Below are 20604 nucleotides of genomic sequence, written 5' to 3' on the forward strand. Positions count from 1 at the left end.
CTTATGTCCCATCTTTCTGCCATCGTCTATACCTCTCAGACGGGCTTCACCCGGCGCTATGCCGAGATGCTGGCCCAAAAGACCGGCCTGCCCGCCTGCGCGCTGGGCGGCCCCGCCCCCGCCCGGGGTACGAGCGTGCTGTACCTGGGCTGGCTGCGGGCGGGCGGCGTCCAGGGACTGGCCAAGGCCCGGCGGCGCTGGGACGTGAAGGGGGTCTGCGCCGTGGGCATGTCCCCCGAACCCAACGGCAAGGTGCTGGGGGACCCCGTTCTGCCGGCCTTCTACCTCCGGGGCGGCTACGCCCCCGACCGGCTCACCGGCCCCTATAAATGGGCCATGTCCGCCATGGCCCGCATGGTGACCCAAAATCCGCCCAAGGACGATCAGGAGCGGGCGGTCCAGGAGGCCTTCCGCCAAGGCGGCGACTGGGTGGACGAAGCGTATCTGGACCCGGTGCTGGACTGGCTGTCCCGCCAGGGCTGAGTCCCCCCATTTTTGCCGGGAGGTGTTCCCATGTCAACCACAAAGCAGGCCCATAAGCCGCCGGGGCGGCTCCGTTCCTCCATCGTAGCCCGGCTCAATTTCCGGCTCTTCCTGCGCCTGCTGGGCATCTACTTCTCCACCGACCTGCTGCTGACTCTTCTGTTTGCCGGCGGGGTGGTGGTCTGGTCCGAGCGCCAGTGCGGAGACATCGCCGCCCTGGTGGAGGAGCGGGGCGTGCCCTCGGCCGAGGCCACGCTGTGGATGGCCGCCGGGGACTACACCGTCACCGCCGGGGAGGGAGAGCCCGCGGGCGTCCGGCTGCCCCACTGGCTGCCCTGGCCGGCGGCCACCGGCGGCGGGGAGCGGTATCTCGACCCCGGGGAGATCCACCTCTTCTCCCTGCTGGCCATCTACTCCGGCGGGACCACCAGCTATACCCTCCAGCTCCCTAACGGCGCCGAGCCCTACGCCATCACCCTGGATTTGGAGCGCCCGGTCACCCTGGGGGTGTTTGGCCTTCGTATCCTGATGATTTGCCAGTTGGTCTCGCTGCTGTCCAACCTCTTCAAGAACGCGGGCACCATCAAAAAGACCCTCAGACCCATCCAGGAGCTGGCCGCCGCGGCGGCCAAGCTGAACACCGCCTCCGGCATGTCGCCGGAGGAGCTCTCCGTCCTGGCCGACAAGCTGGACGAGATCAACGCCACTCATCTGGACACCCGCATCTCGGTGTCGGGCACGCAGAAGGAGCTGCGGGAGCTGGCCCAGGCCATCAACGCCATGCTGGACCGCATCAACGAGGCCTATCGCTCTCAGATGCGCTTCGTCTCCGACGCCTCCCACGAGCTGCGCACCCCCATCGCCGTGGTCCAGGGCTACGCCAACCTGCTGGACCGCTGGGGCAAGGACGACCCGGCCATCCGGCAGGAGGCCATCGACGCCATCCGGCAGGAGGCCGACTCCATGAAGGAGCTGGTGGAGCAGCTTCTGTTCCTGGCCCGGGGGGACAACGACTCCATGCGTATCGAGATGGAGGACTTCGATCTCACCGCCCTGGCGGCGGAGGTCCTGCGGGAGACCGAGATGATCGACCAGACCCATATATTTCTGGCCCGCTGGGACGGGGCGGTCCCGGTGCGGGCCGACGCAGGGCTCATCAAGCAGGCCCTGCGGGTGCTGGTGGACAACAGCATCAAATATTCTCCCGAGGGCGGGCGCATCCTGCTGTCCGTCCGGGCCGACGGCGGAGCCGCCCGCATGTCGGTGCAGGACGAGGGCCAGGGCATCGGCGCGGAGAGCCTGCCCCACATCTTCGACCGCTTCTTCCGCACCGACGAATCCCGGGCCCGCCAGACCGGCGGCACCGGGCTGGGCCTGGCCATCGCCAAGTGGATCGCCGACCGGCACGGCGGCTGGTTTGAGGTCCTCTCCCGGGAGGGGGTGGGCACCCGCATCACCATGGTGCTCCCCCTGCGTCAGACCGGCCCAGGCCAAGACCCCGGCTGAATCGCAAATTTTTTGACAGACTCCCCCTTTTCCAGTATAATAGCTTTTACGCTGGCGTGCAGGCCCGTGTATCCCGCTCCTGGCAGATACACGGGCCTGTTTCATGCGCCGCAGGCTGACAAAGGGAAGTGTCTGATGATGGATCTCCTCCTCACTGTAGTCCTCTTCACGCTGGGCATCGTCCTGATCGTCAAGGGTGGCGACGCCTTTGTGGATGCTGCCGCCTGGATGGCGGAGGTCTCCGGCATCCCCAAGCTGATTGTGGGCGCCACGGTGGTAAGCTTTGCCACCACCCTGCCCGAGCTTCTGGTGTCCTCCATGGCGGCCTTTGACGGCAAGGTGGATATGGCCATCGGCAACGCCGTGGGCAGTGTCACCGCCAATCTGGCCCTGATCATGGGCATCGCCCTGGTCTGCCTGCCCTCGGCCATCCGGCGGCGGGACTACCTGCTCAAGGCCGTTCTCATGCTGGGGGCCTCCCTCTATCTGGTGCTGGCCTCCTCCGGCGGCAGCCTGTCCTTCCAGTCGGGGATCGCCCTGCTGGTCATCTTCGTTATCGCCATGTGGGACAACATCCGCTCTGCGCTGCGCTCCATGCGTGAGGAGCAGACGGCGGCCGGACGGGGCGGGCACCCCCGGCCCATGGGCCATGAGGTGCGCCGCAATCTTCTCAAATTTCTTCTGGGGGCGGCCGGCATCGTCATCGGGGCTCAGCTCCTAGTGGACCACGGCGGCAATCTGGCCCGGCTCATTGGTGTGCCGGAGCGCATCATCGGCGTCACCCTCATCGCCGTGGGCACCTCTCTGCCCGAGCTGGTCACCACCCTCACCGCCATCGCAAAAAAACAGGCTTCCCTGTCCGCCGGCAACATCATCGGGGCCAATATCATCGACCTCACCCTCATCCTCCCCATCTGCTCGCTGATCTCGGGCGGGGCCCTGCCCGTCTCCGCTCAGGCCCTGGCCATCGACCTGCCCGCCTGCCTGCTGGTGGGCTGCATCGCCATGGTGCCCTCCCTGGTCACGGGCCGCTTCCAGCGCTGGCAGGGCGGCGTGCTGCTGCTCAGTTACGTGGTCTATCTGGTCATTACCTGCTCCGGCGCGGCCGTATCATAATGCGTAATGAACAAAGCTGAAAGGCTTGCATCCCAAGGCCTTCAAGGCCAATTGGCTTTGTTCCGGTGCAAGGTTTTTGGACAAATGAGCCAGAAAACCTTATCATACTCCCCCCGCTGCGTCGGGCGTCCTATGTTTGGAAAAGAGGTGCTCCTATGTTTCGTGAAATGCGCCGGAAAAAGCAGCTCCTGACCCCGGAGGAGAGCGCCGCCGTCCTCCACCGTGGAACCTCGGGGGTGCTGGCCCTGGCCGGCGACGACGGCTACCCCTACGCCGTCCCCATGAGCTATGTCTACGACGGTGCCAAGCTGTACTTCCACTGTGCGAAATCCGGCCACAAGCTGGACGCCATCCGGCGGAACTGTAAGGCGTCGTTCTGTGTCATCGACCAGGATCAGATCGTGCCGGAGGAATATACCTCCCATTTCCGCAGCGTCATTGTGTTTGGCACCATGCGCATTCTGGAGGACGACGGAGAAAAACGCGCCGCCATTGAAGCGCTGGCCCTCAAATATGCCCCGGATGACGACGCGGCCGACCGCAACCGCGCCATCGACCGGGAATGGGCGCCATTGTGTATGCTGGAATTGACCATCGACCACATCACGGGGAAAGAGGCCATCGAGTTGGTGAAGGCCAAGCGGCCATCTGGGCAATGAACCCGCTCCTGACCCACATGAAAAAGGAAAAGGCCCCGCGGCAATTGCCGCGGGGCTTTTGGCTGCTATTCTCAGTACATGCCGCCCATATCGGGGGCTGCAGGCGCGGGCGCGGGGGGCTCGGGCTTGTCGGCCACCAGAGACTCGGTGGTCAGCAGGATAGCTGCCACAGAGGCGGCGTTCTGCAGAGCGGAGCGGGTCACCTTGGTGGGGTCCACGATGCCGGCGGTGATCATGTCGCAGTAGGTCTCCTTATAGGCGTCGAAGCCATAGCCGACCTTACGGGCGTTCTTGATCTTCTCCAGCACCACGGAGCCGTCGATCCCGGCATTGATGGCGATCTGCTTCACGGGCTCGCTGAGGGCCTTGGCCACGATGCGCACGCCGGTCTTCTCGTCGCCCTCCACCTTGGAAATCAGCCTCTCCACGGCGGGAATGGCGTTGACATAGGCGGTGCCGCCGCCGGCCACGATGCCCTCCTCAACGGCGGCGCGGGTGGCGTTCAGGGCATCCTCGATGCGGAGCTTCTTCTCCTTCATCTCGGACTCGGTGGCAGCGCCCACACGGATGATGGCCACGCCGCCGGCCAGCTTGGCCAAGCGCTCCTGGAGCTTCTCGCGGTCATAATCAGAGGTGGTGACCTCGATCTGGGCGCGGATCTGGTTCACACGGTCCTTGATCGCCTTGCTGTCGCCGGAGCCGTCCACGATGATGGTGTTGTCCTTGTTCACCTTGACTTGGCGGGCCTTGCCCAGCATATCGACGGTGGTCTCCTTGAGCTCATAGCCCAGGTCGGAAGAGATGACGGTGCCGCCGGTGAGGATGGCCATATCCTGCAGCATCTCCTTGCGGCGGTCGCCAAAGCCGGGAGCCTTGACGCAGCAGACGTTCAGGGTGCCGCGCAGCTTGTTGACGATCAGGGTGGACAGGGCCTCGCCCTCCACATCCTCGGCCACGATCAGCAGCTTCTTGCCGGACTGGACCACCTGCTCCAGCAGGGGCAGCAGCTCCTGAATGCTAGAGATCTTCTTATCGGTGATGAGGATGAGGGGATCGTCCAGGACGGCCTCCATCTTCTCGGTGTCGGTGACCATATAGGGGGCGATATAGCCGCGGTCGAACTGCATGCCCTCGACCACCTCAGAGTAGGTCTCAGCGGTCTTGGACTCCTCCACGGTGATGACGCCGTCGGCGGAGACCTTCTCCATGGCCTCGGCGATCAGCTTGCCGATGGTCTCGTCGCCGGAAGAGACGGCGCCCACGCGGGCGATATCGTCAGAGCCGCTGACCTTCTTGGAATTGGCCTGGATGGCCTCGATGGCGGCCTCGGTGGCCTTGGCGATGCCCTTCTTCATGACCATGGGGTTGGCACCGGCGGCCAGGTTCTTCAGGCCCTCGCGGATCATTGCCTGGGCCAGCAGGGTGGCGGTGGTGGTGCCGTCGCCGGCCACGTCGTTGGTCTTGGTGGAAACTTCCTTCACGATCTGGGCGCCCATGTTCTCAAAGGGGTCGGCCAGCTCGATCTCCTTGGCGATGGTCACGCCGTCGTTGGTAATGAGGGGAGTGCCGAACTTCTTATCCAGGACCACATTGCGGCCCTTGGGACCCAGAGTGATCTTCACGGTATCGGCGAGCTGGTTGACACCGCGCTCCAGAGCGCGGCGGGCTTCCTCGCCGTAGCAGAGAATCTTAGCCATATTGATTACCTCCAGTTATATTGAGATATAAAAATACGAAACAGGTTTACTCGACGATGGCCAGGATATCATTCTGGCGGACGATGGTGTACTCTTCGCCGTCCACCTTGACCTCGGTGCCGGCATACTTGCTGGTGATGACCTTCTGGCCCTTCATGACGGTCATCTTGACTTCCTTGCCGTCCACCAGGCCGCCGGGGCCCACCTCGATGACCTCGGCCACCTCGGGCTTCTCCTTGGCGGCGCCGGTGAGGATGATACCGCTCTTGGTCTTCTCCTCGGCCTCCACCATCTTGATGATCACTCGGTCCGCAAGGGGTTTGAGTTTCATAATGGGTTCCTCCTTATATCATTTTTTCTTATTAGCTGACTCAGTGTTTAGCACTCATTTCTTTCGAGTGCTAACCTCGAGTATGATAATACCGCTACTTGCCAAAAAAATCAACCCCCAATTTTCAAAATTAGAGGTTGATTTTTCAAAAATTCACTTTTTGTTCACAGACATCCTGCCGGAGTGCTAGTCTTTTGGCTGATAGCTCAGTCCGGCGGGGTAGAAGAAGGCCACCTTCCGCTCCGACAGCGCCACGGTGAACCGCCGGCCTCGCAGGACCTCCCCGTCCACCACCGCCACCAACTCCTGAGACGAGGAGAAGGAGATGGTCTGGCCCTGGCAGGCATAAATCAGCTCGGGGTAATCCCGGTAGCGCCCCTGGGCGTATTTGCCCACCAGTCGCGCAAAGGTCCGGCGGTTGACCCGTGGCACCACCAGCATGTCGAGTACCCCGTCATCCGGCATGGCGTCACCCACCGGCATAAAGCCGCCGCCGTAATAGCGGCCGTTGCAGATGCAGATGATGGAGGTATCCTCCTCCATCCGCCGTCCGCCCACCTCCACCACCGTGGGGCGAGCAATTCCCTTGAAGAGCACGTTCACCGTCAGGGACAGGATATAGGCCCCCATCCCCGTCACCAGAGGCAGTGCTTTATAGCGGTGCACATCCGCCGCCACCCGGGCGTCCACTCCGGCGCAGACCACGCCGATACCCAATCTGCCGTTGCAGTCCATCAGGTCGAAACAGGCCTGAGGGCCGTCCGCCAGGGCGGCCAGGTCGGAAAACCGGCTGCGGTAGTCCGCCCCGAAGATCTTGAGAAAATCGTTTCCCGTGCCCTTGGGGACGTTGGTAACGGCGGCATTGGCAAAGCCCGCGGCCCCATTGACCGCCTCGTTGAGGGTGCCGTCTCCGCCGCAGGCATAGATGCGCACCGGCTCCCCCGTTTCGGCGGCGGCGCGGGCACAGGTCTCGGCATGGCCGGGGCCCCGGGTGAGGATCGCCTCCCAGGGCTCGCCCCGGGGGGCAAAGATTGCCCGAATGCGATTTTCCAGCGCCTCGGTGCTCCCCTTCTTCCCCGCCGCGGGATTGATCAGGAAAAGATGCTTCATCGCAGGATCTCCTTACCCAGAATGCGGCCCCGGGGGCCGAAGAAGGGCGTGCTTGACGGGCGTTCACCGGGTGGGGAGAAGTCCGTTGGTCAGCCCCGTCGTCTGCGTGCGGAACTGAGTCCCCGTGCCCCACAGGTTCACCCGCTGCTCGGTGCGGGCCATGCGGGAGACGATGGCCGCCGCCTCGGCCCGGGTGAGCCGGCCCTCCGCGCGGAAGGTGAGCTGGCCGTCCGTGCCAGTGAACACCCCCTTGGCATAGAGGCTGTAAATGGCATCGGCGGCGTAATCCCCCGCCTTCACGTCGGGCAGATGGCTCTTCACCTGCTCCAGGCTGTTGATCTCCGGCATGCCGCGCCCCAGGGCGGTGGCCGCAAAGATCCTGGCCATCTCGGCCCGGGTGACGGGCCGCTCATAATCGGTGAATTCTCCCTCGGTGATGATGCCGCTGGCCACGCAGTAGGCCACCGACGAGCGGTACCAGGGCTGGGTGGTCACGCTCTGGAGGTGGAAGTCGTCCCCCAGATACCGACTCTCCATATGCGCGGCCAGCTTGAGGGCCTCAGCCACGGTGAGGGTGCCGTCGGGGTTGAAACGGTTGTCCCCCACGCCCTCCATCAGCCCCACGTTATAGGCCACATCCACCCATAGGTCGTACCAGTCCCGGGGTGTCACGTCGGAAAAGTTGGGCAGGCGCTTTTGTACCAGCGGAAACCGGGCGGAGGGCACCTTGCGCTCCACCAGCAGGGCGGGCAGGGTGTTCATAGGCACCAGGGTCTCAACTCCCCCGCTGGTCAGCACCAGTACATCCAGGCCGTCGGCCTTGCGTACCGCCGCATAGTCGTATGTAAGGGGGTAGAGCTCCTGGGTCTCCCCGCCGAAGCGGCTGGGGAAGGCCACCATGCTCACCACGCCCCACTCATTCCCCTTCTGGGCCCGGTAGAGGCCGTAACCAATGGGCTCCAGGGTGTCGTACTCCGGCTGGATCAGATAGGCGCCGTCGGGCCGAATGAGTCCCAGCTTGTTGTTCTTCTGCACCCGGGCCACCCCCAGGCTGAAGTCCATCACCGACTGGTACTGGATGGGAATGACGATCTCCCCCGCCACGTTGGCAAAGCCCCACAGCCCGCCCTCCGCAGCCTTGGCCAGGCCCTCCTGGTAGCCCCAGATCTGGGGCGCGGCCAGGGCGGCGGAGGTCAGGACGGCCGTCAGCAGCAGGGCCAGGGCCTGGGCCCGGAGGCTCGGCCGTTTCACACGTCTTGTTCTCATCCTCGCTCCCTCTTGTGATACAGAAACAGGTCGCACTTGATCATTCCATTGTAGAGCTTGCGCTTCTTGTCGGCCGTCCGGCCAAAGGTCCGCTCGAATTCCGTGTGGGAGGACAACAGGGCCAGGCTCCATCCGGGCGGCAGGCCGCGGTACGCCTTTCCGAAGGCCCGGTAGAGCTCCTCCGCCTCCTGCTTCTCCATGATACGCTCACCGTAGGGCGGATTGGTGACCACCCGGCCGTAGGGTGCCTCCCGGCGGAAGGCCCGGGCGTCCGCCACCTCGAAGCGGATCAGGTCCTCTACCCCCGCCTTGACGGCATTGTCCCGGGCGATGGCCACCGCCTTGGGGTCGATATCGCCGCCCCAGATCTCGTATGCTCCGTCAAACTCCCGGTCCATGGCCTCGTCGGCGGCGTCCATCCAGGCCTGGGCCGGGACGCAGGCCCACCGCTGCGCGGAGAAGGAGCGCTCCAAACCGGGGGCCCGGTTTTTGGCGATGAGGGCGGCCTCGATGGCGATGGTGCCCGAGCCGCAGAAGGGGTCGCAGAAGGGGTCCCTCCCCCGGTAGCGGGACAGCAGCACCAGGGCGGCGGCCAAGGTCTCCCGCAGAGGGGCCGTCACCCCCACCGCCCGGTAGCCCCGCTTGTGCAGTCCGGCACCGGAGGTATCCAGCATCAGCGTGGCCATATCCTTCATGATGGAAAATTGAATCTGATAGACCGGACCGTTTTCCGGCAGGGTCTCCAGGCCGTATTTCTGTCCCAGCCGGGCCGCCACCGCTTTTTTCACGATGGACTGGCAGGCGGGGATGGCGTGGAGGGCGGAATTCAGGCTGTGTCCCTTGACGGGGAAGGCCCCATTCAGGGGGATAAACTGCTCCCAGGGCAGGGCCCGGGTCCCCTCGAAGAGGGCGTCGAAGTCCCCGGCCAGAAAGCTGCCCAATTCGATGAGCACCCGCTCGCCGGTGCGCAGATTCAGGTTGAGCCGGGCCACATCAGCGGGCGTACCCAGCGCCGTCACCCGGCCGTTGTCCGCCCGGACCTCCTCCAGACCCAGCCGGCGCAGCTCGTCCGCCGTCAGCCCCTCCAGTCCGAACAGGGTCGGCACCGCCAGCTTCAGCCGCTCCATCCGATCCCCTCCCTTCTGACTTTTATGCTTCTTGTTGCATTATACCCAATTATCCCGCAATTGGCAAATCCTTTTCATTTGTCGTACATCAAATTTACTGGTAATTTCCCTAGGGGTGTGGTAGACTTACATATAGCGACCGTTCTTTTTTACATCCCATACTATATTTTGTAAAGGAGGGGGATACATGTACAGCATCCTGTGGCTGGTCGCTCTTATCATCTTTGGCGTGGTGGAGGCTGTCACGGTGGGGTTGGCTTCCATCTGGTTCGCGGCCGGAGCGCTGGCCGCCCTGATCCTTTCGGCCTTTCTCAACTCCCTGCTGGTGCAGGTCGTGGTCTTTCTGGCCGTGTCCTTCGTCACGCTCCTGTTGGTGCGTCCCCTGGCCCAGAAATACTTCAACGCCAGGCGGACCGCCACCAACGCCGACCGCGTCATCGGCCAGGAGGCCGTGGTCGTCCAGGAGATCGACAACCTCCGGGGCCGGGGCCAGGTCAAGGTGGGCGGCATGCCCTGGACCGCACGCTCCGCCGGTGAGCAGATCCTTCCCGTGGGGACCACCGTCCGGGTGGAGCGCATCGAGGGCGTGAAGCTCTATGTGACGCCCATCCCCGCCGCCAGCCGTACCCAGTCCCAATAAGCCGTCGTCCAACTGATTACAAGGAGGTCACATTATGCCCGCTGCTATCTTTGGTTTCATCGTACCCATCATCCTGATCGTGCTCATCATCCTCATTCTGGCCGCCAACATCCGGGTGGTGCAGCAGTCCAAGGCCTACGTCATCGAACGTCTGGGCGCTTTCCACTCCGTCTGGGGCGTGGGCATCCACTTCAAGATCCCCTTTATCGAGCGGGTGGCCAAGGCCGTCTCCCTCAAGGAGCAGGTGGTGGACTTCGCCCCCCAGCCCGTCATCACCAAGGATAACGTCACCATGCAGATCGACACGGTCATCTACTTTCAGATCACCGACCCCAAGCTGTACACCTACGGTGTAGAGCACCCCATGAGCGCCATCGAAAACCTGACTGCCACCACCCTGCGCAACATCATCGGCGACCTGGAGCTGGACCAGACCCTCACCAGCCGCGACCATATCAACACCAAGATGCGTTCCCTGCTGGATGAGGCCACCGACCCCTGGGGCATCAAGGTCAACCGGGTGGAGCTGAAGAACATCCTTCCCCCCCGTGAGATTCAGGACGCCATGGAGAAGCAGATGAAGGCCGAGCGTGAGCGCCGGGAGTCCATCCTCCAGGCCGAGGGCCAGAAGCAGAGCCAGATCCTGGTGGCGGAGGGCGAGAAGCAGTCCCTGATCCTCCGGGCCGAGGCCGCCAAGCAGGCCGCCATCCGGAAGGCCGAAGGTGAGAAGGAGGCCCGCATCATGGCCGCTGACGCCGAGGCCCAGGCCATCATGAAGGTGCAGCAGGCCACGGCGGACGCCATCAAGCTGCTCAACGAGGCCAACCCCAACGGCCAGGTGGTCAAGCTCAAGGCCCTGGAGGCCATGGAGAAGGTGGCCGACGGCAAGGCCACGAAGATCATCATCCCCTCTGAAATCCAGGGGCTGGCCGGGCTGGCCGCCTCGGCCAAGGCGCTGCTGGAGACCGATCCCCCGGCAGGGTCCTGACCTTCTCTCAGCCATACGGCGGCGCGCGGTCTCCCCGCGCGCCGCTTGCTTGGCGGGCCCGCGCCGCCCGCCCTCATTCAGAAAAGGGAGTGGTTCCAAGTGGACTATGAGACGCAGCGCCGGCTGATCTGCGCGCTGGGACGCAGAATGTGGGAAAAGGGCTGGGTGGCCGCCAACGACGGCAACCTGAGCCGCCGCCTGGGCGAGGGTCTCTTTCTGGTGACCCCCGCCGGGGTGAGCAAGGGCTTTCTCTCCCCCGAGATGCTCCTGGTGGTGGACCGGGAGGGGACGGTAGTAGTGGGCGCACCCGGCTTCCGTCCCTCCTCCGAGACGCCCCTCCATCTGGAGTGCTACCGCCGCCGCAGTGACGTGCACGGGGTCTGCCACGCCCATCCCCCCGCCGCCACGGCCTTCGCCTGCGCCCGTCAGCCCATCGAACGTCCCATTCTGGGGGAGATCGTCATGAGCCTTGGGGCCATCCCCTGCGCCCCCTACGCCCGCACGGGCACCCTGGCCCTCCCCGCCGCCGTGGGGCCGCTGCTGTGGAAACACGACGCCGTGCTGCTGGCCAACCACGGCGTGCTCACCGTGGGCGCCGATCTGGAGCAGGCCTACTGGCGCATGGAGACCGTGGAGCACACCGCGCAGATCCACCTCAACGCCCGCCTGCTGGGAGGCGGTGTGGCACTCTCCGCCCAGGAAGTGGAAGAACTTCAGAAATAACCCTTGCATTCCCACCCGAGATATGATATGCTTTATGCCAACTTTGATGAAGGAGTCGGTGAGCCCTCGTGGACGAACCTCCCCCTAGTAACCCCCAACAAATGAGTACAGGGACAGCCTTACCCGTCGTGGGATAGGGCTGTCCTTTTGTGCGTAAATTTTATCAGAAAGTTGAGTTGATTTGTCCGTATGTTGGACCCAGCCAGTATCAGTATGATCGCCGCTCTTGTGATCCTCGTGATCCTCTCCGCCTTTTTCTCCGCCACCGAGACCGCCTTTACCTCGCTCAACCGCATCCGGCTCAAGAGCCGGGCGGACAGCGGCAACAAGCGGGCCGCCCTGACCCTGCGCATCGCGGAGGACTACGACAAGCTCCTGTCCACCAACCTGATCGGCAACAACATCGTGAACATCTCGGCCTCCACCGTGGGCACCGTTTTGTTCACCAAGCTGTTTTTGGACTACGGTCCGCTGGTCTCCACGGTGGTGCTGACCGTGGTTATTCTGGTCTTTGGCGAGATCTCCCCCAAGAGCATGGCCAAAGAGAACGCCGAGGCCTTTGCCATGTTCGCAGCCCCCATCATGCGGGTGCTGATGACGGTGCTGGCCCCGGTGAACTACCTCTTTGCCCAGTGGAAGAAGCTCCTCAGCCGCATCTTCCGCAAGTCGGAGGAGGAGGGCATCACCGAGGAGGAGCTCATCACCATGGTGGATCAGGCCGAGAACGAGGGCGGCCTGGACCAGCATGAGGGGCAGCTCATCCGCTCCGCCATCGAGTTCAACGACCTGGAGGTGGAGGAGATCCTCACCCCCCGGGTGGACATCGTGGCCGCCGAAGACACCGCCACCATGGACGAGATCGCCGCCATCTTCGCGGAAAACGGCTACTCCCGGCTGCCCATCTACCACGACACCATCGACAACATCATCGGCGTCATCCACGAAAAGGACTTCCATGCCGCCCGCTACCACGGCCAGGAGGACGTATCCGCCATCGTCAGCAATGTGCTCTACACCACCGGCAGCACCAAGATCTCCGACCTGCTGCGCATCCTCCAGCGGGCCAAGGCCCACATGGTCATTGTGGTGGACGAGTACGGCGGCACCGAAGGCCTGTGCACTCTGGAGGACATCGTCGAGGAGCTGGTGGGCGAAATCTGGGATGAGCATGACGAGGTCATCGAGGAGTTCAAAAAGCAGTCCGACGGCAGCTACCTGATCTCCTGCAACGCCAACCTCACCGACCTGTACGATCTGTTCTCCATCAAGGGCGAGCGAGACTGCACCACGGTGTCCGGCTGGGTCATGGAGGAGATCGGCCGGGTGCCGGAGGAGGGGGATCACTTCGTCTATGAGAATCTGGATGTGACCGTTACCAGAGTGGACCACCGCCGGGTTCTGGAGATCCGGGTAGTAGTCCTGCCCCAGGAGGACACCGGCGACAAGGACCGCAAGTAAGCCCTTACATGAGGAAAGCGCCCCGTGTCAAGTCACAGGGCGCTTTTTCACGTTCAGAACGGCAGCGCCACCACGGCGGGCACCACCACCGGCACGGCGAAGGACAAAACCACACCGGAGACAAAGGAATAGATGGCGATGCGCTCGTCGGTGGCCCTCACCACCACCGGCAGGACGGTATCCATGGCGGTGGCGCCCGCCACCCCCACGCACTCCAGATAGCCCACCCGCCGGGCCAGGATGGGGATGAGGACGATGGCAAAGACCTCCCGCATGACATTGGACAGGAAGGCCACGGCGGACACCGAGGGGGAGTAGTCCGCCAGAAGCATAGGGGCCAGGGAATACCAGCCAAAGCCGGCGGAGGCCGCCATGGCGTCCTTGACGCTCATGGGCAGGAAGAGCCCAGCCACGGCCGCGGCGGCCAGGGTTCCGGCGGCGGCCGCCACCGGGATGGCCAGCACCCGGGCTCCAGCCTGCCGGATGTCCCGCCACACATTGCCTTGGCGGCCCATGTCCACGCCCACCAGGAAGAGGATGAGGCACAGCCCCAGGGTGATAAGGGCGCCGCAGTGGGCGACCCATTCCGCCGGGAGCACAAAGTGTCCCGCCAGCATGCCCGCGGCCACCGCCCCCACGATCCAGCCGGTCATGGGGCCTCCCCTCCCCTCTCCTCCGCCGGGGCGGCGCTGCGGCCCTGCCGGTCCAGGCCCATGCACTTGCGGACCAGCAGCACCGCCAGCACCGAGCCCGCCAGGACGAACAGGGTGATGACCAGGGCAGACAGGCCGATGGAGCCCAGCGAGGCCACCACCTGCTCGTCCGCGCCGATCTCCACGCCCAGCGTAAAGATGAGCAGGATCAGCACCACGGTCTGGAGCCGGCCCAGCCAGGTCAGCTCCTTCCCCCGCACCGCCCTGCGGGAGCCCACCAGGGCGCCCAAAGCGATGACCCCCAGGTAGAGCCCCAGGCTCTGGAGGGTCGCCAGAAAGGTTTCCATATCTCTGCCTCCTTGTCAGCCGCGCTTCCAGCGAGGGGGCTCCGGCAAAAGCCGGAGCCCCCTCGCGTTTCACCGTATGCCGATTCTATCACCGAATGGCCTTGGTGTCTACCTCTTCCTTCAGGGCCGCCAGGAAGGCGTCCAGCGCCATGACACCCTGGTCGCCGCCGGCGCGGGTACGGACGGCCACCTGACCGCTCTCGGCCTCCTTGTCGCCCACCACCAGCATATAGGGGACCTTCTCCAGTTGGGCTTCCCGGATCTTCTTGCCGATCTTCTCGTTGCGGCGGTCGGTCTCCACCCGGAAGCCCGCCGCGTCCAGCCGTTTGGCCACGCAGTCGGCATAGTCGGCCGCTCGGTCGGTGATGGGCAGCACCTTGACCTGCACGGGGGCCAGCCAGGTGGGGAACGCCCCGGCAAAGTGCTCGGTGATGACGCCGATGAACCGCTCGATGGAGCCGAATACCACCCGGTGGATCATGACGGGGCAGTGCTTCTCGCCGTCCGCGCCGATATACTCCAGATCGAACCGGCCGGGGAGCTGGTAATCCAGTTGAATGGTGCCGCACTGCCAGGTCCGCCCCAGGGAGTCCTGGATGTGGAAGTCCAGCTTGGGCCCGTAGAAGGCGCCGTCGCCCTCGTTGACCTCATAGCTCTTGCCGATGCTGGTGATGGCGTCGGCCAGAGCCTTGGTGGCCACCTCCCAGTCCTCCACAGAGCCAATGTGGTCGTCGGGCATGGTGGACAGCTCGATCTTATAGGGCAGACCGAAGAGGGAGTAGACCTCGTCAAAAAGCCGGGCAATGCGGATGACCTCATCCTTGATCTGCTCCTGGGCCAGCAGGATGTGCGCGTCGTCCTGGGTGAAGCAGCGGACCCGGAACATGCCGTGGAGAGCGCCGGAGAGCTCATGGCGGTGGACAATGCCCAGCTCGCCGTAGCGCAGGGGCAGGTCCCGGTAGGAGTGGGGCTCCAGCTCATAGACCAGGATGCTGCCGGGGCAGTTCATGGGCTTGATGGCGAAGTCCTCCTCGTCGATGACGGTGGTGTACATGTTGTCCTTGTAGTGGTCCCAGTGGCCGGAGGTCTCCCACAGGGTCCGGCGCATGATCTGGGGGGTGGCGATCTCCTTGTACTCCCACTTCTTATGGACCTGGCGCCAGTAGTCGATCAGGGTGTTTTTCAGCACCATGCCCTTGGGCAGATAGAAGGGGAAGCCGGGGGCCTCGTCCCGGAAAGCGAACAGGCCCAGCTCCTTGCCCAGCTTGCGGTGGTCCCGCTTCTTGGCCTCCTCGATGCGCTGGAGATACGCGTCCAGCTCGTCCTTCTTGGGGAAGGCGATGCCGTAGATGCGCTGGAGGGTCTCCCGGTTGGAGTCGCCCCGCCAGTAGGCGGCGTTGCAGGCGGTGAGCTTGATGGCGTTGCCCTTCACCCGGCCGGTGGAGTCCAGATGGGGGCCGGCACACAGGTCGGTGAACTCGCCCTGCTGATAGAAGGAGATGTGAGCGTCCTCCGGCAGATCCTGGATGAGCTCCACCTTGTAGGGCTCGCCCTTCTCCTCCATGAACTTCAGGGCCTCTTCCCGGGGCAGCTCGAAGCGCTCCAGCTTCAGCTTCTCCTTGCAGATCTTCCGCATCTCCCCCTCGATCTTCTCCATGATCTCCGGGGTAAAGGGGAAGGGGGAGTCCATATCGTAGTAAAAGCCCTCGTCGATGGAGGGGCCGATGGCCAGCTTCACCTCGGGGTACAGGCGCTTGACGGCCTGGGCCAGGATGTGGGAGCAGGTATGCCAATAGGTCTTGCGGTAGGTCTCGTTCTCAAACGTATACTGATTGTTTTCTTCTGCCATGGTAATTCCTCCTTGTATTGGGGCAAAGACGATAAAAAATCTCACCCCTGATGAAGTTCAGGGGTGAGATGAGAGATCCCACGGTTCCACCCTGCTTACGGCCCTGTAAAGCGCCGTCGCTCGTGACCTCTGTAACGGGAGGGCCCGGCCCAGCCTACTGTCCGCGGAGTTCGGTGGGCGGCTCGGGGGTGGTTGGGTCCTTTTCGCGGGTGCAGGCGCGCTCTCAGCCGGCGGCGCGCCCTCTCTGTGCGGCGAAGCGGGACGGTTTCCCCGTCATTGCCTCTGCAACGCAGACACTATATCACCAAAATCCGAGGCTGTCAAGGGGCATCCTGCCCTTCCAGAAAGAGGGTCTCCGCCTGCTTCTGGGCTTCCCGGAGGATGTGTTCCGCCTCGCCGTAATTCCGGGCCTCGAGCTGGGTCAGGCTGTCGGTGATGGCGTTGAACAGGGCAAAGTACATCTTTTGGAACATCTCTCTCCCTCCAAGATTCGTATTTTAAGGCGATAATTCATTATATAGCTTGAATAATAATGTGTCAAGTCGGTTTCTTGCTTATAGCATGTTTATTGCGCCGTGATTTTCCATATGCTAGGCGTATGGAGGTGTATCATGGATTTGGATTATCACGAAATCGGCAAAAGAATTGCCCGGCGCAGGAAGCAGCTCGGCCTCAAACAGTCGGCTGTGGAGGAGAAGGCTGACATCGGCTATAAGTATCTGTCCAGCATTGAACGGGGCATCTCCATTCCCTCCATTGAAGTCGTCATGCGTCTTTCGCTGGCCCTGGACACCACGCCGGACGCGTTTCTGGTGGGGACCGCCCGGCCCGCCGGAGAGGAGTGGCGGGGGGTGGCCGAGCTGCTCCGGGGCATGACGCCCAAAAAGCTGGAGCTGGCCCGGAGCTTCCTCACCTGGCTGTCCGACCAGGAGCTTTCATAAAAAAACTGCGGAGCCAATGGCTCCGCAGTTTTTTTACTGTCTCTGCTCAGGCGGCCTTGTCAGCAGCCACTGCGTTGGTCATGTCGTAGGTGTCGGGGAAAATAGCCCCGTTGACCACCCACACGTCGCTGAGGTCGGGCTGGCCGTCCTCACCGGCGCCGCAGACCAGGTAGTCGCCCTCGCCGTGGGGCACACCGGCCCGATTGGCCTGGAGCACGTCACCCCACGCGGTCTGGACCTCCACCTGGAGCTCGGCGGGGATGAAGCAGGCGAAGTTGCCGGTGGTGGGCTTGGTCTTCAGGTCGATGTAGGTGTCGGCGGCAAAATCCGCGGCGGTGAGCTCGGTGCCGTCGGCCTTGGTATAGGTCTTGATGACCTTGGACAGCTTGGTCACCCACTCCTCGCCGCTGGTGCCCTTCAGAATCACGTCCTCGCCGTTGGGCTGGGCGGTGTAGCTGGCGTCCTCCAGGTTGTTGTAGACGTCGGTGGCCGCAGAGACCATCTTGCCCTGGATGGTGTAGTCGGTCTTGCCGGTGGCAAACCAGTCATACGCGGTGACGGCCAGATAGTCGGCCATGGACATCTTGCCCAGCAGATGCCTGGAGAAGAAGGCGGAAATGTTGCCCTCCACCGCGGCGGTCACGTCGGGCTGTTCGGAGTAGAAGCCATAGCCGTGGTCGGCGTCGGGTACGATAACCTCCTCCGCGGCGGGATAGGCCTTCACGATGAGCTTGTTGGTGGCGTCGGTAACCACGTCATCCTTGTCGCCGTGGAGCACCAGCATGGGGCCGGTGTAGTTTTTGATGGCGGCCAGGGGGTCCACCAGCATGTCCTCGAACCACTGGGCGGACAGGGACAGGTTCTGGCCGTAGCGGGTGGTGTAGTCGAAGGAGCCCTTCTCCTTGGCGGCGGCGACGGCGGCGTCAATGCTGCTGCCGGCGGGCAGGATGCCGGCAATGGACTCCTCGCCGGGGTTGGCGGCGGCGGAGAGCAGGACCACGGCCTTGTAGGGGTTCTCCTTCTCGCTGACGATCTCCAGGGCCAGGCGGCCACCCATGGAATAGCCCATGATGCCCAGCTTGTCGGCGTCGATGGGGTAATTGGCCAGCAGGTAGGCCAGGGAGGCGTTGGAGTCGGACTTCATGTTGGTCAGGGTGTTCTTGGTAAAGGGCTCGGTGGAGTCACCGCAGCCGGGGAAGTCCATGCGGACGGAGGCGATGCCAGCCTCCGCCAGGGCGGCGGCCACGCCGCCGAAGCCCACGTTCTCATCCTTGCTGCCGCCGTGGCCGTGATTCATGACCACTGCGGGGAAGGGGCCTTCGCCCTTGGGCAGGGTGATGACGGCGGGCACCTGACGGCCGTCGTTCTCAATGGAGACGGTGATGGCGGTGTAGGTGTCGGTCTCCACGGTATTGGACGGCTCCAGCTTGGAGTAGTTCATCAGGATGGTGGCCAGCTCGGTGCGGACGGCGGTGCCGTTGGGGTCCAGCAGGTTGCCGGGCTTGCCGCCGATGATGCCGGAGCCCACAGCCACACACATGCCGTCCTTGGCCCACTCGGCCACGTCAGCCACGTCGGCGTAGGTGCTGAGGTCGCCGGCGGCGGTGACCATGTTATTGAGCGCAGCGTACCGGGCGAAGATGGTGGCGATCTCGGCGCGGGTGACGTTGCGGTCGCCGGCGTAGGCGCCGGTGCCGTCGCCGGTGGTCAACCCCACGTCCTCCGCCCAGGCGGCGGAGTCGGCGGACCACGTGCCAGCCACGTCGGAGAAGCTGGCGGCCTCCGCCACGGCGGGCTTACCGGCCATGTTGTAGAGCGTCTGGTACACAGTGGCCCGGGTCACGGTGCCGTTGGGGGCGAAGACCTTCACACGGGCATCGGTGGAGCCCATGACGCCGTGTTCGATGACGTAGTTCACCGCGGCGGCGTACCAGGCGCTCTGATCCACATCCGCCCAGTCGGCGGGAGCCTCGGGCTCCTCAGCCGGGGCGCCCACCACCGTGATGCGGCCCTGGCCCTTGGGGTCGGAGTAGTCGGCGCTCACCACGCCGCCCAGCTCGTCCACAATGTAGTTGATCAGCACCTGGTTGTCGATCATCACGCAGTCCTTCAGCAGGGCATCGTCCTTGAACATAACGAAGCCGTCGCCGCCGGACTTCAGCATATAGTTGTGGGAGGCCAGCGTGTAGGTCTTGGCGGGGTCAATGGCCTCGCCGTTCACCTTCACGTCCTTTACCCGGCGCTCGCCGTCCACCTTCACGAACTCCTTCTCGTCGTTGAGCACCACCGGGGAGGGAATCGAGGTGTCGATGGTATAGGTCAGGCCGGAGACCTGCAGGAACCCGCCGTTCTCCTCCGGCGTCACACGCGCGCCCATCTCCAGCGCGTCCAGAATGTCCTGGCCCGTGGTCTCCACCACGCAGGCCTCGTTGCCGAAGGGATGCACGTTGATGATCTGCTCATAGGTGATCTCCCCCGCGGGGATGTCGGCCCGCACGCCCCCGCCGTTGACAAAGGCCACGTCGGCGTCCAGCATCACCCGGTAGGCGTCCGCGCACAGGTCGCCCAGATTGGTCTCGGCGCTGCGCACCGCGCGCTTCCCAGTGGCCGGGTCCTTGGTGGTCAGGTCCACATCGGTCTTGGCCACGACCTTCTTCAGCACCCCGGCAAACTCGTCGTTGATGCCCTTCACGAAGGCCCCAGTGGCCTCGTCCTCAGCGGCGCAGTCCTTGGCCGCCACCAGCTCGCTGGTGATCTCGCCCGTCTTGGTGTCGATGACCACCTTGCCCAGGTTGGCCAGCTTGGTGCCCGTCTGGGCCACCAGCACGTCCTCCCCGGCCTGGTTCTTCTCGGTCTTGGCAAAGGTGCTGTGGGAGTGCCCGTCGATCAGCACGTCGATGCCGGTGGTGTTGGCAATCACCTCGGTGGAGGTCCAGGGGGAGCTCTGCTCGTCCACGCCCAGGTGCCCCAGCGCCACCACGTAGTCGGCGCCCTCTGCCTTGGCCGCGTCTACCGCCTTCTGCACCACGTCATACAGGTCCTTGCCCTCGTTGCCCTGGCTGAAGCTGTAGATATAGTTCCCCGCGGCGTCCTGGAAATAGGTCGGGGTGGACTTGGTGAAGGACTCCGGCGTATCGATGCCCACGTAGCCGACCTTCACGTCGCCGTAGGTCAGCACCTGATAGCCGTCCAGCACCGCCTTCCCCTCCAGGTCGGTGAAGTTGGCGCACAGATAGGCATACTCCGCCTTCTCCCGCGCCAAGGTCAGGAAGTTGTCCATGCCGTAGTCAAACTCGTGGTTGCCCGGAATGGCCAAATCGTAGCCCACCTGGTTCATAATCTCCACGATGTACGCGCCCTTGGACAGCGTCCCGATGGGGCCGCCCTGGATGGCGTCGCCGGCATCCACCAGCGTCACGTTCTCCGCGCCGTAGGCCGCCTCCATGGCGGTCTTGTACGCGGCCACGCCCGCATAGCCGATGTTGGTCACCTCCCCTGCGTCGTTCTTGGCCTGATCAATGCCGCAGTGTACGTCGTTGGTGTGCAGGATTACGATCTTGCCGCTCTCCGTGCCTGCGGCGTCGCCCTCTGCCGCCACGGCCGGTACGGTCAGGCTGAACGCCATGGCCACAGCCAGCAGCAGCGACAGCAGCTTCTTCTGCTTCATTTTTCGTTTCCACCTTTCGTTCCATTTCTCGGAAGTTCCAAGC

19 protein-coding genes are annotated in these 20604 nt (G+C 63.9%); 9 read left to right on the top strand and 10 right to left on the bottom strand.

Features of this window, described 5'->3' with window-relative positions:
• Window positions 1–3: 3 nt before the first annotated feature.
• The 4 genes from BN2154_RS01390 to BN2154_RS01405 all read left to right on the top strand — a co-directional run bounded on the left by BN2154_RS01390 (window position 4) and on the right by BN2154_RS01405 (window position 3764).
• Complete coding sequence (locus tag BN2154_RS01390; RefSeq protein WP_050617092.1) at window positions 4–483, top strand: hypothetical protein; 480 nt, start codon at window positions 4–6, stop codon at window positions 481–483.
• Between the two features lie 30 nt (window positions 484–513).
• Window positions 514–1989 carry a HAMP domain-containing sensor histidine kinase gene (locus BN2154_RS01395; protein ID WP_050617093.1) on the top strand — a complete coding sequence of 492 codons (1476 nt, stop codon included), beginning with the start codon at window positions 514–516 and terminating at the stop codon, window positions 1987–1989.
• A 135-nt stretch (window positions 1990–2124) separates the two neighbouring features.
• Entirely contained in the window at window positions 2125–3105 is a 981-nt protein-coding gene (locus tag BN2154_RS01400) for a calcium/sodium antiporter (RefSeq protein WP_242853661.1), read from the top strand.
• A gap of 155 nt (window positions 3106–3260) precedes the next feature.
• Window positions 3261–3764 carry a pyridoxamine 5'-phosphate oxidase family protein gene (locus BN2154_RS01405; protein ID WP_050617094.1) on the top strand — a complete coding sequence of 168 codons (504 nt, stop codon included), beginning with the start codon at window positions 3261–3263 and terminating at the stop codon, window positions 3762–3764.
• 71 nt (window positions 3765–3835) lie between these two features.
• On the opposite strand, the gene groL is transcribed toward BN2154_RS01405, so the two are convergent.
• From groL to BN2154_RS01430, 5 genes are all read right to left on the bottom strand, one after another.
• A complete protein-coding gene (gene groL, locus BN2154_RS01410; protein ID WP_050617095.1) occupies window positions 3836–5461 on the bottom strand; it encodes a chaperonin GroEL in 1626 nt (541 codons plus the stop codon).
• Between the two features lie 46 nt (window positions 5462–5507).
• Entirely contained in the window at window positions 5508–5792 is a 285-nt protein-coding gene (locus BN2154_RS01415; protein WP_050617096.1) for a co-chaperone GroES, read from the bottom strand.
• A 186-nt stretch (window positions 5793–5978) separates the two neighbouring features.
• The gene (locus tag BN2154_RS01420) at window positions 5979–6902 is read right to left on the bottom strand and encodes a diacylglycerol/lipid kinase family protein (protein ID WP_050617097.1); all 924 of its coding nucleotides are present in this window, start codon (window positions 6900–6902) and stop codon (window positions 5979–5981) included.
• Window positions 6903–6965: 63 nt separating this feature from the next.
• Entirely contained in the window at window positions 6966–8153 is a 1188-nt protein-coding gene (locus BN2154_RS01425; RefSeq protein ID WP_195892287.1) for a WG repeat-containing protein, read from the bottom strand.
• Window positions 8154–8164: 11 nt separating this feature from the next.
• Window positions 8165–9295 (bottom strand): THUMP domain-containing class I SAM-dependent RNA methyltransferase, encoded by a 1131-nt coding sequence (locus tag BN2154_RS01430; protein WP_050617098.1) that lies wholly within the window; start codon window positions 9293–9295, stop codon window positions 8165–8167.
• A gap of 187 nt (window positions 9296–9482) precedes the next feature.
• Here BN2154_RS01430 and BN2154_RS01435 point away from each other — a divergent pair, with 187 nt between their 5' ends.
• The 4 genes from BN2154_RS01435 to BN2154_RS01450 all read left to right on the top strand — a co-directional run bounded on the left by BN2154_RS01435 (window position 9483) and on the right by BN2154_RS01450 (window position 13104).
• Window positions 9483–9935, top strand: coding sequence for an NfeD family protein (locus BN2154_RS01435; RefSeq protein WP_050617099.1), 453 nt, complete (start codon window positions 9483–9485; stop codon window positions 9933–9935).
• 34 nt (window positions 9936–9969) lie between these two features.
• Entirely contained in the window at window positions 9970–10923 is a 954-nt protein-coding gene (locus tag BN2154_RS01440) for an SPFH domain-containing protein (RefSeq protein ID WP_050617100.1), read from the top strand.
• 99 nt (window positions 10924–11022) lie between these two features.
• Complete coding sequence (locus tag BN2154_RS01445) at window positions 11023–11646, top strand: class II aldolase/adducin family protein (protein ID WP_050617101.1); 624 nt, start codon at window positions 11023–11025, stop codon at window positions 11644–11646.
• 213 nt (window positions 11647–11859) lie between these two features.
• On the top strand, window positions 11860–13104 hold the full coding sequence (locus tag BN2154_RS01450; protein WP_242853662.1) for an HlyC/CorC family transporter: 1245 nt from the start codon (window positions 11860–11862) through the stop codon (window positions 13102–13104).
• Between the two features lie 53 nt (window positions 13105–13157).
• Here BN2154_RS01450 and BN2154_RS16215 read toward each other — a convergent pair whose 3' ends face one another.
• The 4 genes from BN2154_RS16215 to BN2154_RS15975 all read right to left on the bottom strand — a co-directional run bounded on the left by BN2154_RS16215 (window position 13158) and on the right by BN2154_RS15975 (window position 16426).
• Window positions 13158–13757 carry a LysO family transporter gene (locus BN2154_RS16215; protein WP_242853663.1) on the bottom strand — a complete coding sequence of 200 codons (600 nt, stop codon included), beginning with the start codon at window positions 13755–13757 and terminating at the stop codon, window positions 13158–13160.
• Window positions 13754–14104: a LysO family transporter gene (locus BN2154_RS16220; RefSeq protein WP_242853664.1), complete on the bottom strand. Its 351-nt coding sequence runs from the start codon at window positions 14102–14104 to the stop codon at window positions 13754–13756. Before BN2154_RS16220 ends, BN2154_RS16215 begins: the two co-directional genes overlap by 4 nt.
• An 88-nt stretch (window positions 14105–14192) precedes the next feature.
• Complete coding sequence (thrS, locus tag BN2154_RS01460; RefSeq protein WP_050617102.1) at window positions 14193–15953, bottom strand: threonine--tRNA ligase; 1761 nt, start codon at window positions 15951–15953, stop codon at window positions 14193–14195.
• 320 nt (window positions 15954–16273) lie between these two features.
• Window positions 16274–16426, bottom strand: coding sequence for a hypothetical protein (locus BN2154_RS15975; protein WP_195892288.1), 153 nt, complete (start codon window positions 16424–16426; stop codon window positions 16274–16276).
• Between the two features lie 138 nt (window positions 16427–16564).
• On the opposite strand from BN2154_RS15975, the gene BN2154_RS01465 reads away from it, so the two are divergent.
• Entirely contained in the window at window positions 16565–16894 is a 330-nt protein-coding gene (locus BN2154_RS01465) for a helix-turn-helix domain-containing protein (protein WP_050617103.1), read from the top strand.
• Window positions 16895–16940: 46 nt separating this feature from the next.
• Here BN2154_RS01465 and BN2154_RS15025 read toward each other — a convergent pair whose 3' ends face one another.
• Complete coding sequence (locus tag BN2154_RS15025) at window positions 16941–20561, bottom strand: alpha/beta fold hydrolase (RefSeq protein ID WP_094762301.1); 3621 nt, start codon at window positions 20559–20561, stop codon at window positions 16941–16943.
• Window positions 20562–20604: the final 43 nt, after the last annotated feature.

Source organism: Intestinimonas massiliensis (ex Afouda et al. 2020) (assembly GCF_001244995.1).
Taxonomy (GTDB): Bacteria; Bacillota; Clostridia; order Oscillospirales; family Oscillospiraceae; genus Intestinimonas; species Intestinimonas massiliensis.

Excerpts from the sequence above, each read along its gene's own strand:
- BN2154_RS01435 (WP_050617099.1), top strand. The coding sequence starts at position 9,483 with ATGTACAGCATCCTGTGGCTGGTCGCTCTTATCATCTTTGGCGTGGTG.
- BN2154_RS01405 (WP_050617094.1), top strand. The coding sequence starts at position 3,261 with ATGTTTCGTGAAATGCGCCGGAAAAAGCAGCTCCTGACCCCGGAGGAG.
- BN2154_RS15025 (WP_094762301.1), bottom strand. The coding sequence starts at position 20,561 with ATGAAGCAGAAGAAGCTGCTGTCGCTGCTGCTGGCTGTGGCCATGGCG.
- BN2154_RS01420 (WP_050617097.1), bottom strand. The coding sequence starts at position 6,902 with ATGAAGCATCTTTTCCTGATCAATCCCGCGGCGGGGAAGAAGGGGAGC.
- BN2154_RS01390 (WP_050617092.1), top strand. The coding sequence starts at position 4 with ATGTCCCATCTTTCTGCCATCGTCTATACCTCTCAGACGGGCTTCACC.
- BN2154_RS01440 (WP_050617100.1), top strand. The coding sequence starts at position 9,970 with ATGCCCGCTGCTATCTTTGGTTTCATCGTACCCATCATCCTGATCGTG.
- BN2154_RS01395 (WP_050617093.1), top strand. The coding sequence starts at position 514 with ATGTCAACCACAAAGCAGGCCCATAAGCCGCCGGGGCGGCTCCGTTCC.
- BN2154_RS01400 (WP_242853661.1), top strand. The coding sequence starts at position 2,125 with ATGATGGATCTCCTCCTCACTGTAGTCCTCTTCACGCTGGGCATCGTC.
- BN2154_RS15975 (WP_195892288.1), bottom strand. The coding sequence starts at position 16,426 with ATGTTCCAAAAGATGTACTTTGCCCTGTTCAACGCCATCACCGACAGC.
- BN2154_RS01415 (WP_050617096.1), bottom strand. The coding sequence starts at position 5,792 with ATGAAACTCAAACCCCTTGCGGACCGAGTGATCATCAAGATGGTGGAG.
- BN2154_RS16215 (WP_242853663.1), bottom strand. The coding sequence starts at position 13,757 with ATGACCGGCTGGATCGTGGGGGCGGTGGCCGCGGGCATGCTGGCGGGA.
- BN2154_RS16220 (WP_242853664.1), bottom strand. The coding sequence starts at position 14,104 with ATGGAAACCTTTCTGGCGACCCTCCAGAGCCTGGGGCTCTACCTGGGG.
- groL (WP_050617095.1), bottom strand. The coding sequence starts at position 5,461 with ATGGCTAAGATTCTCTGCTACGGCGAGGAAGCCCGCCGCGCTCTGGAG.
- BN2154_RS01450 (WP_242853662.1), top strand. The coding sequence starts at position 11,860 with ATGATCGCCGCTCTTGTGATCCTCGTGATCCTCTCCGCCTTTTTCTCC.
- BN2154_RS01430 (WP_050617098.1), bottom strand. The coding sequence starts at position 9,295 with ATGGAGCGGCTGAAGCTGGCGGTGCCGACCCTGTTCGGACTGGAGGGG.
- BN2154_RS01465 (WP_050617103.1), top strand. The coding sequence starts at position 16,565 with ATGGATTTGGATTATCACGAAATCGGCAAAAGAATTGCCCGGCGCAGG.
- thrS (WP_050617102.1), bottom strand. The coding sequence starts at position 15,953 with ATGGCAGAAGAAAACAATCAGTATACGTTTGAGAACGAGACCTACCGC.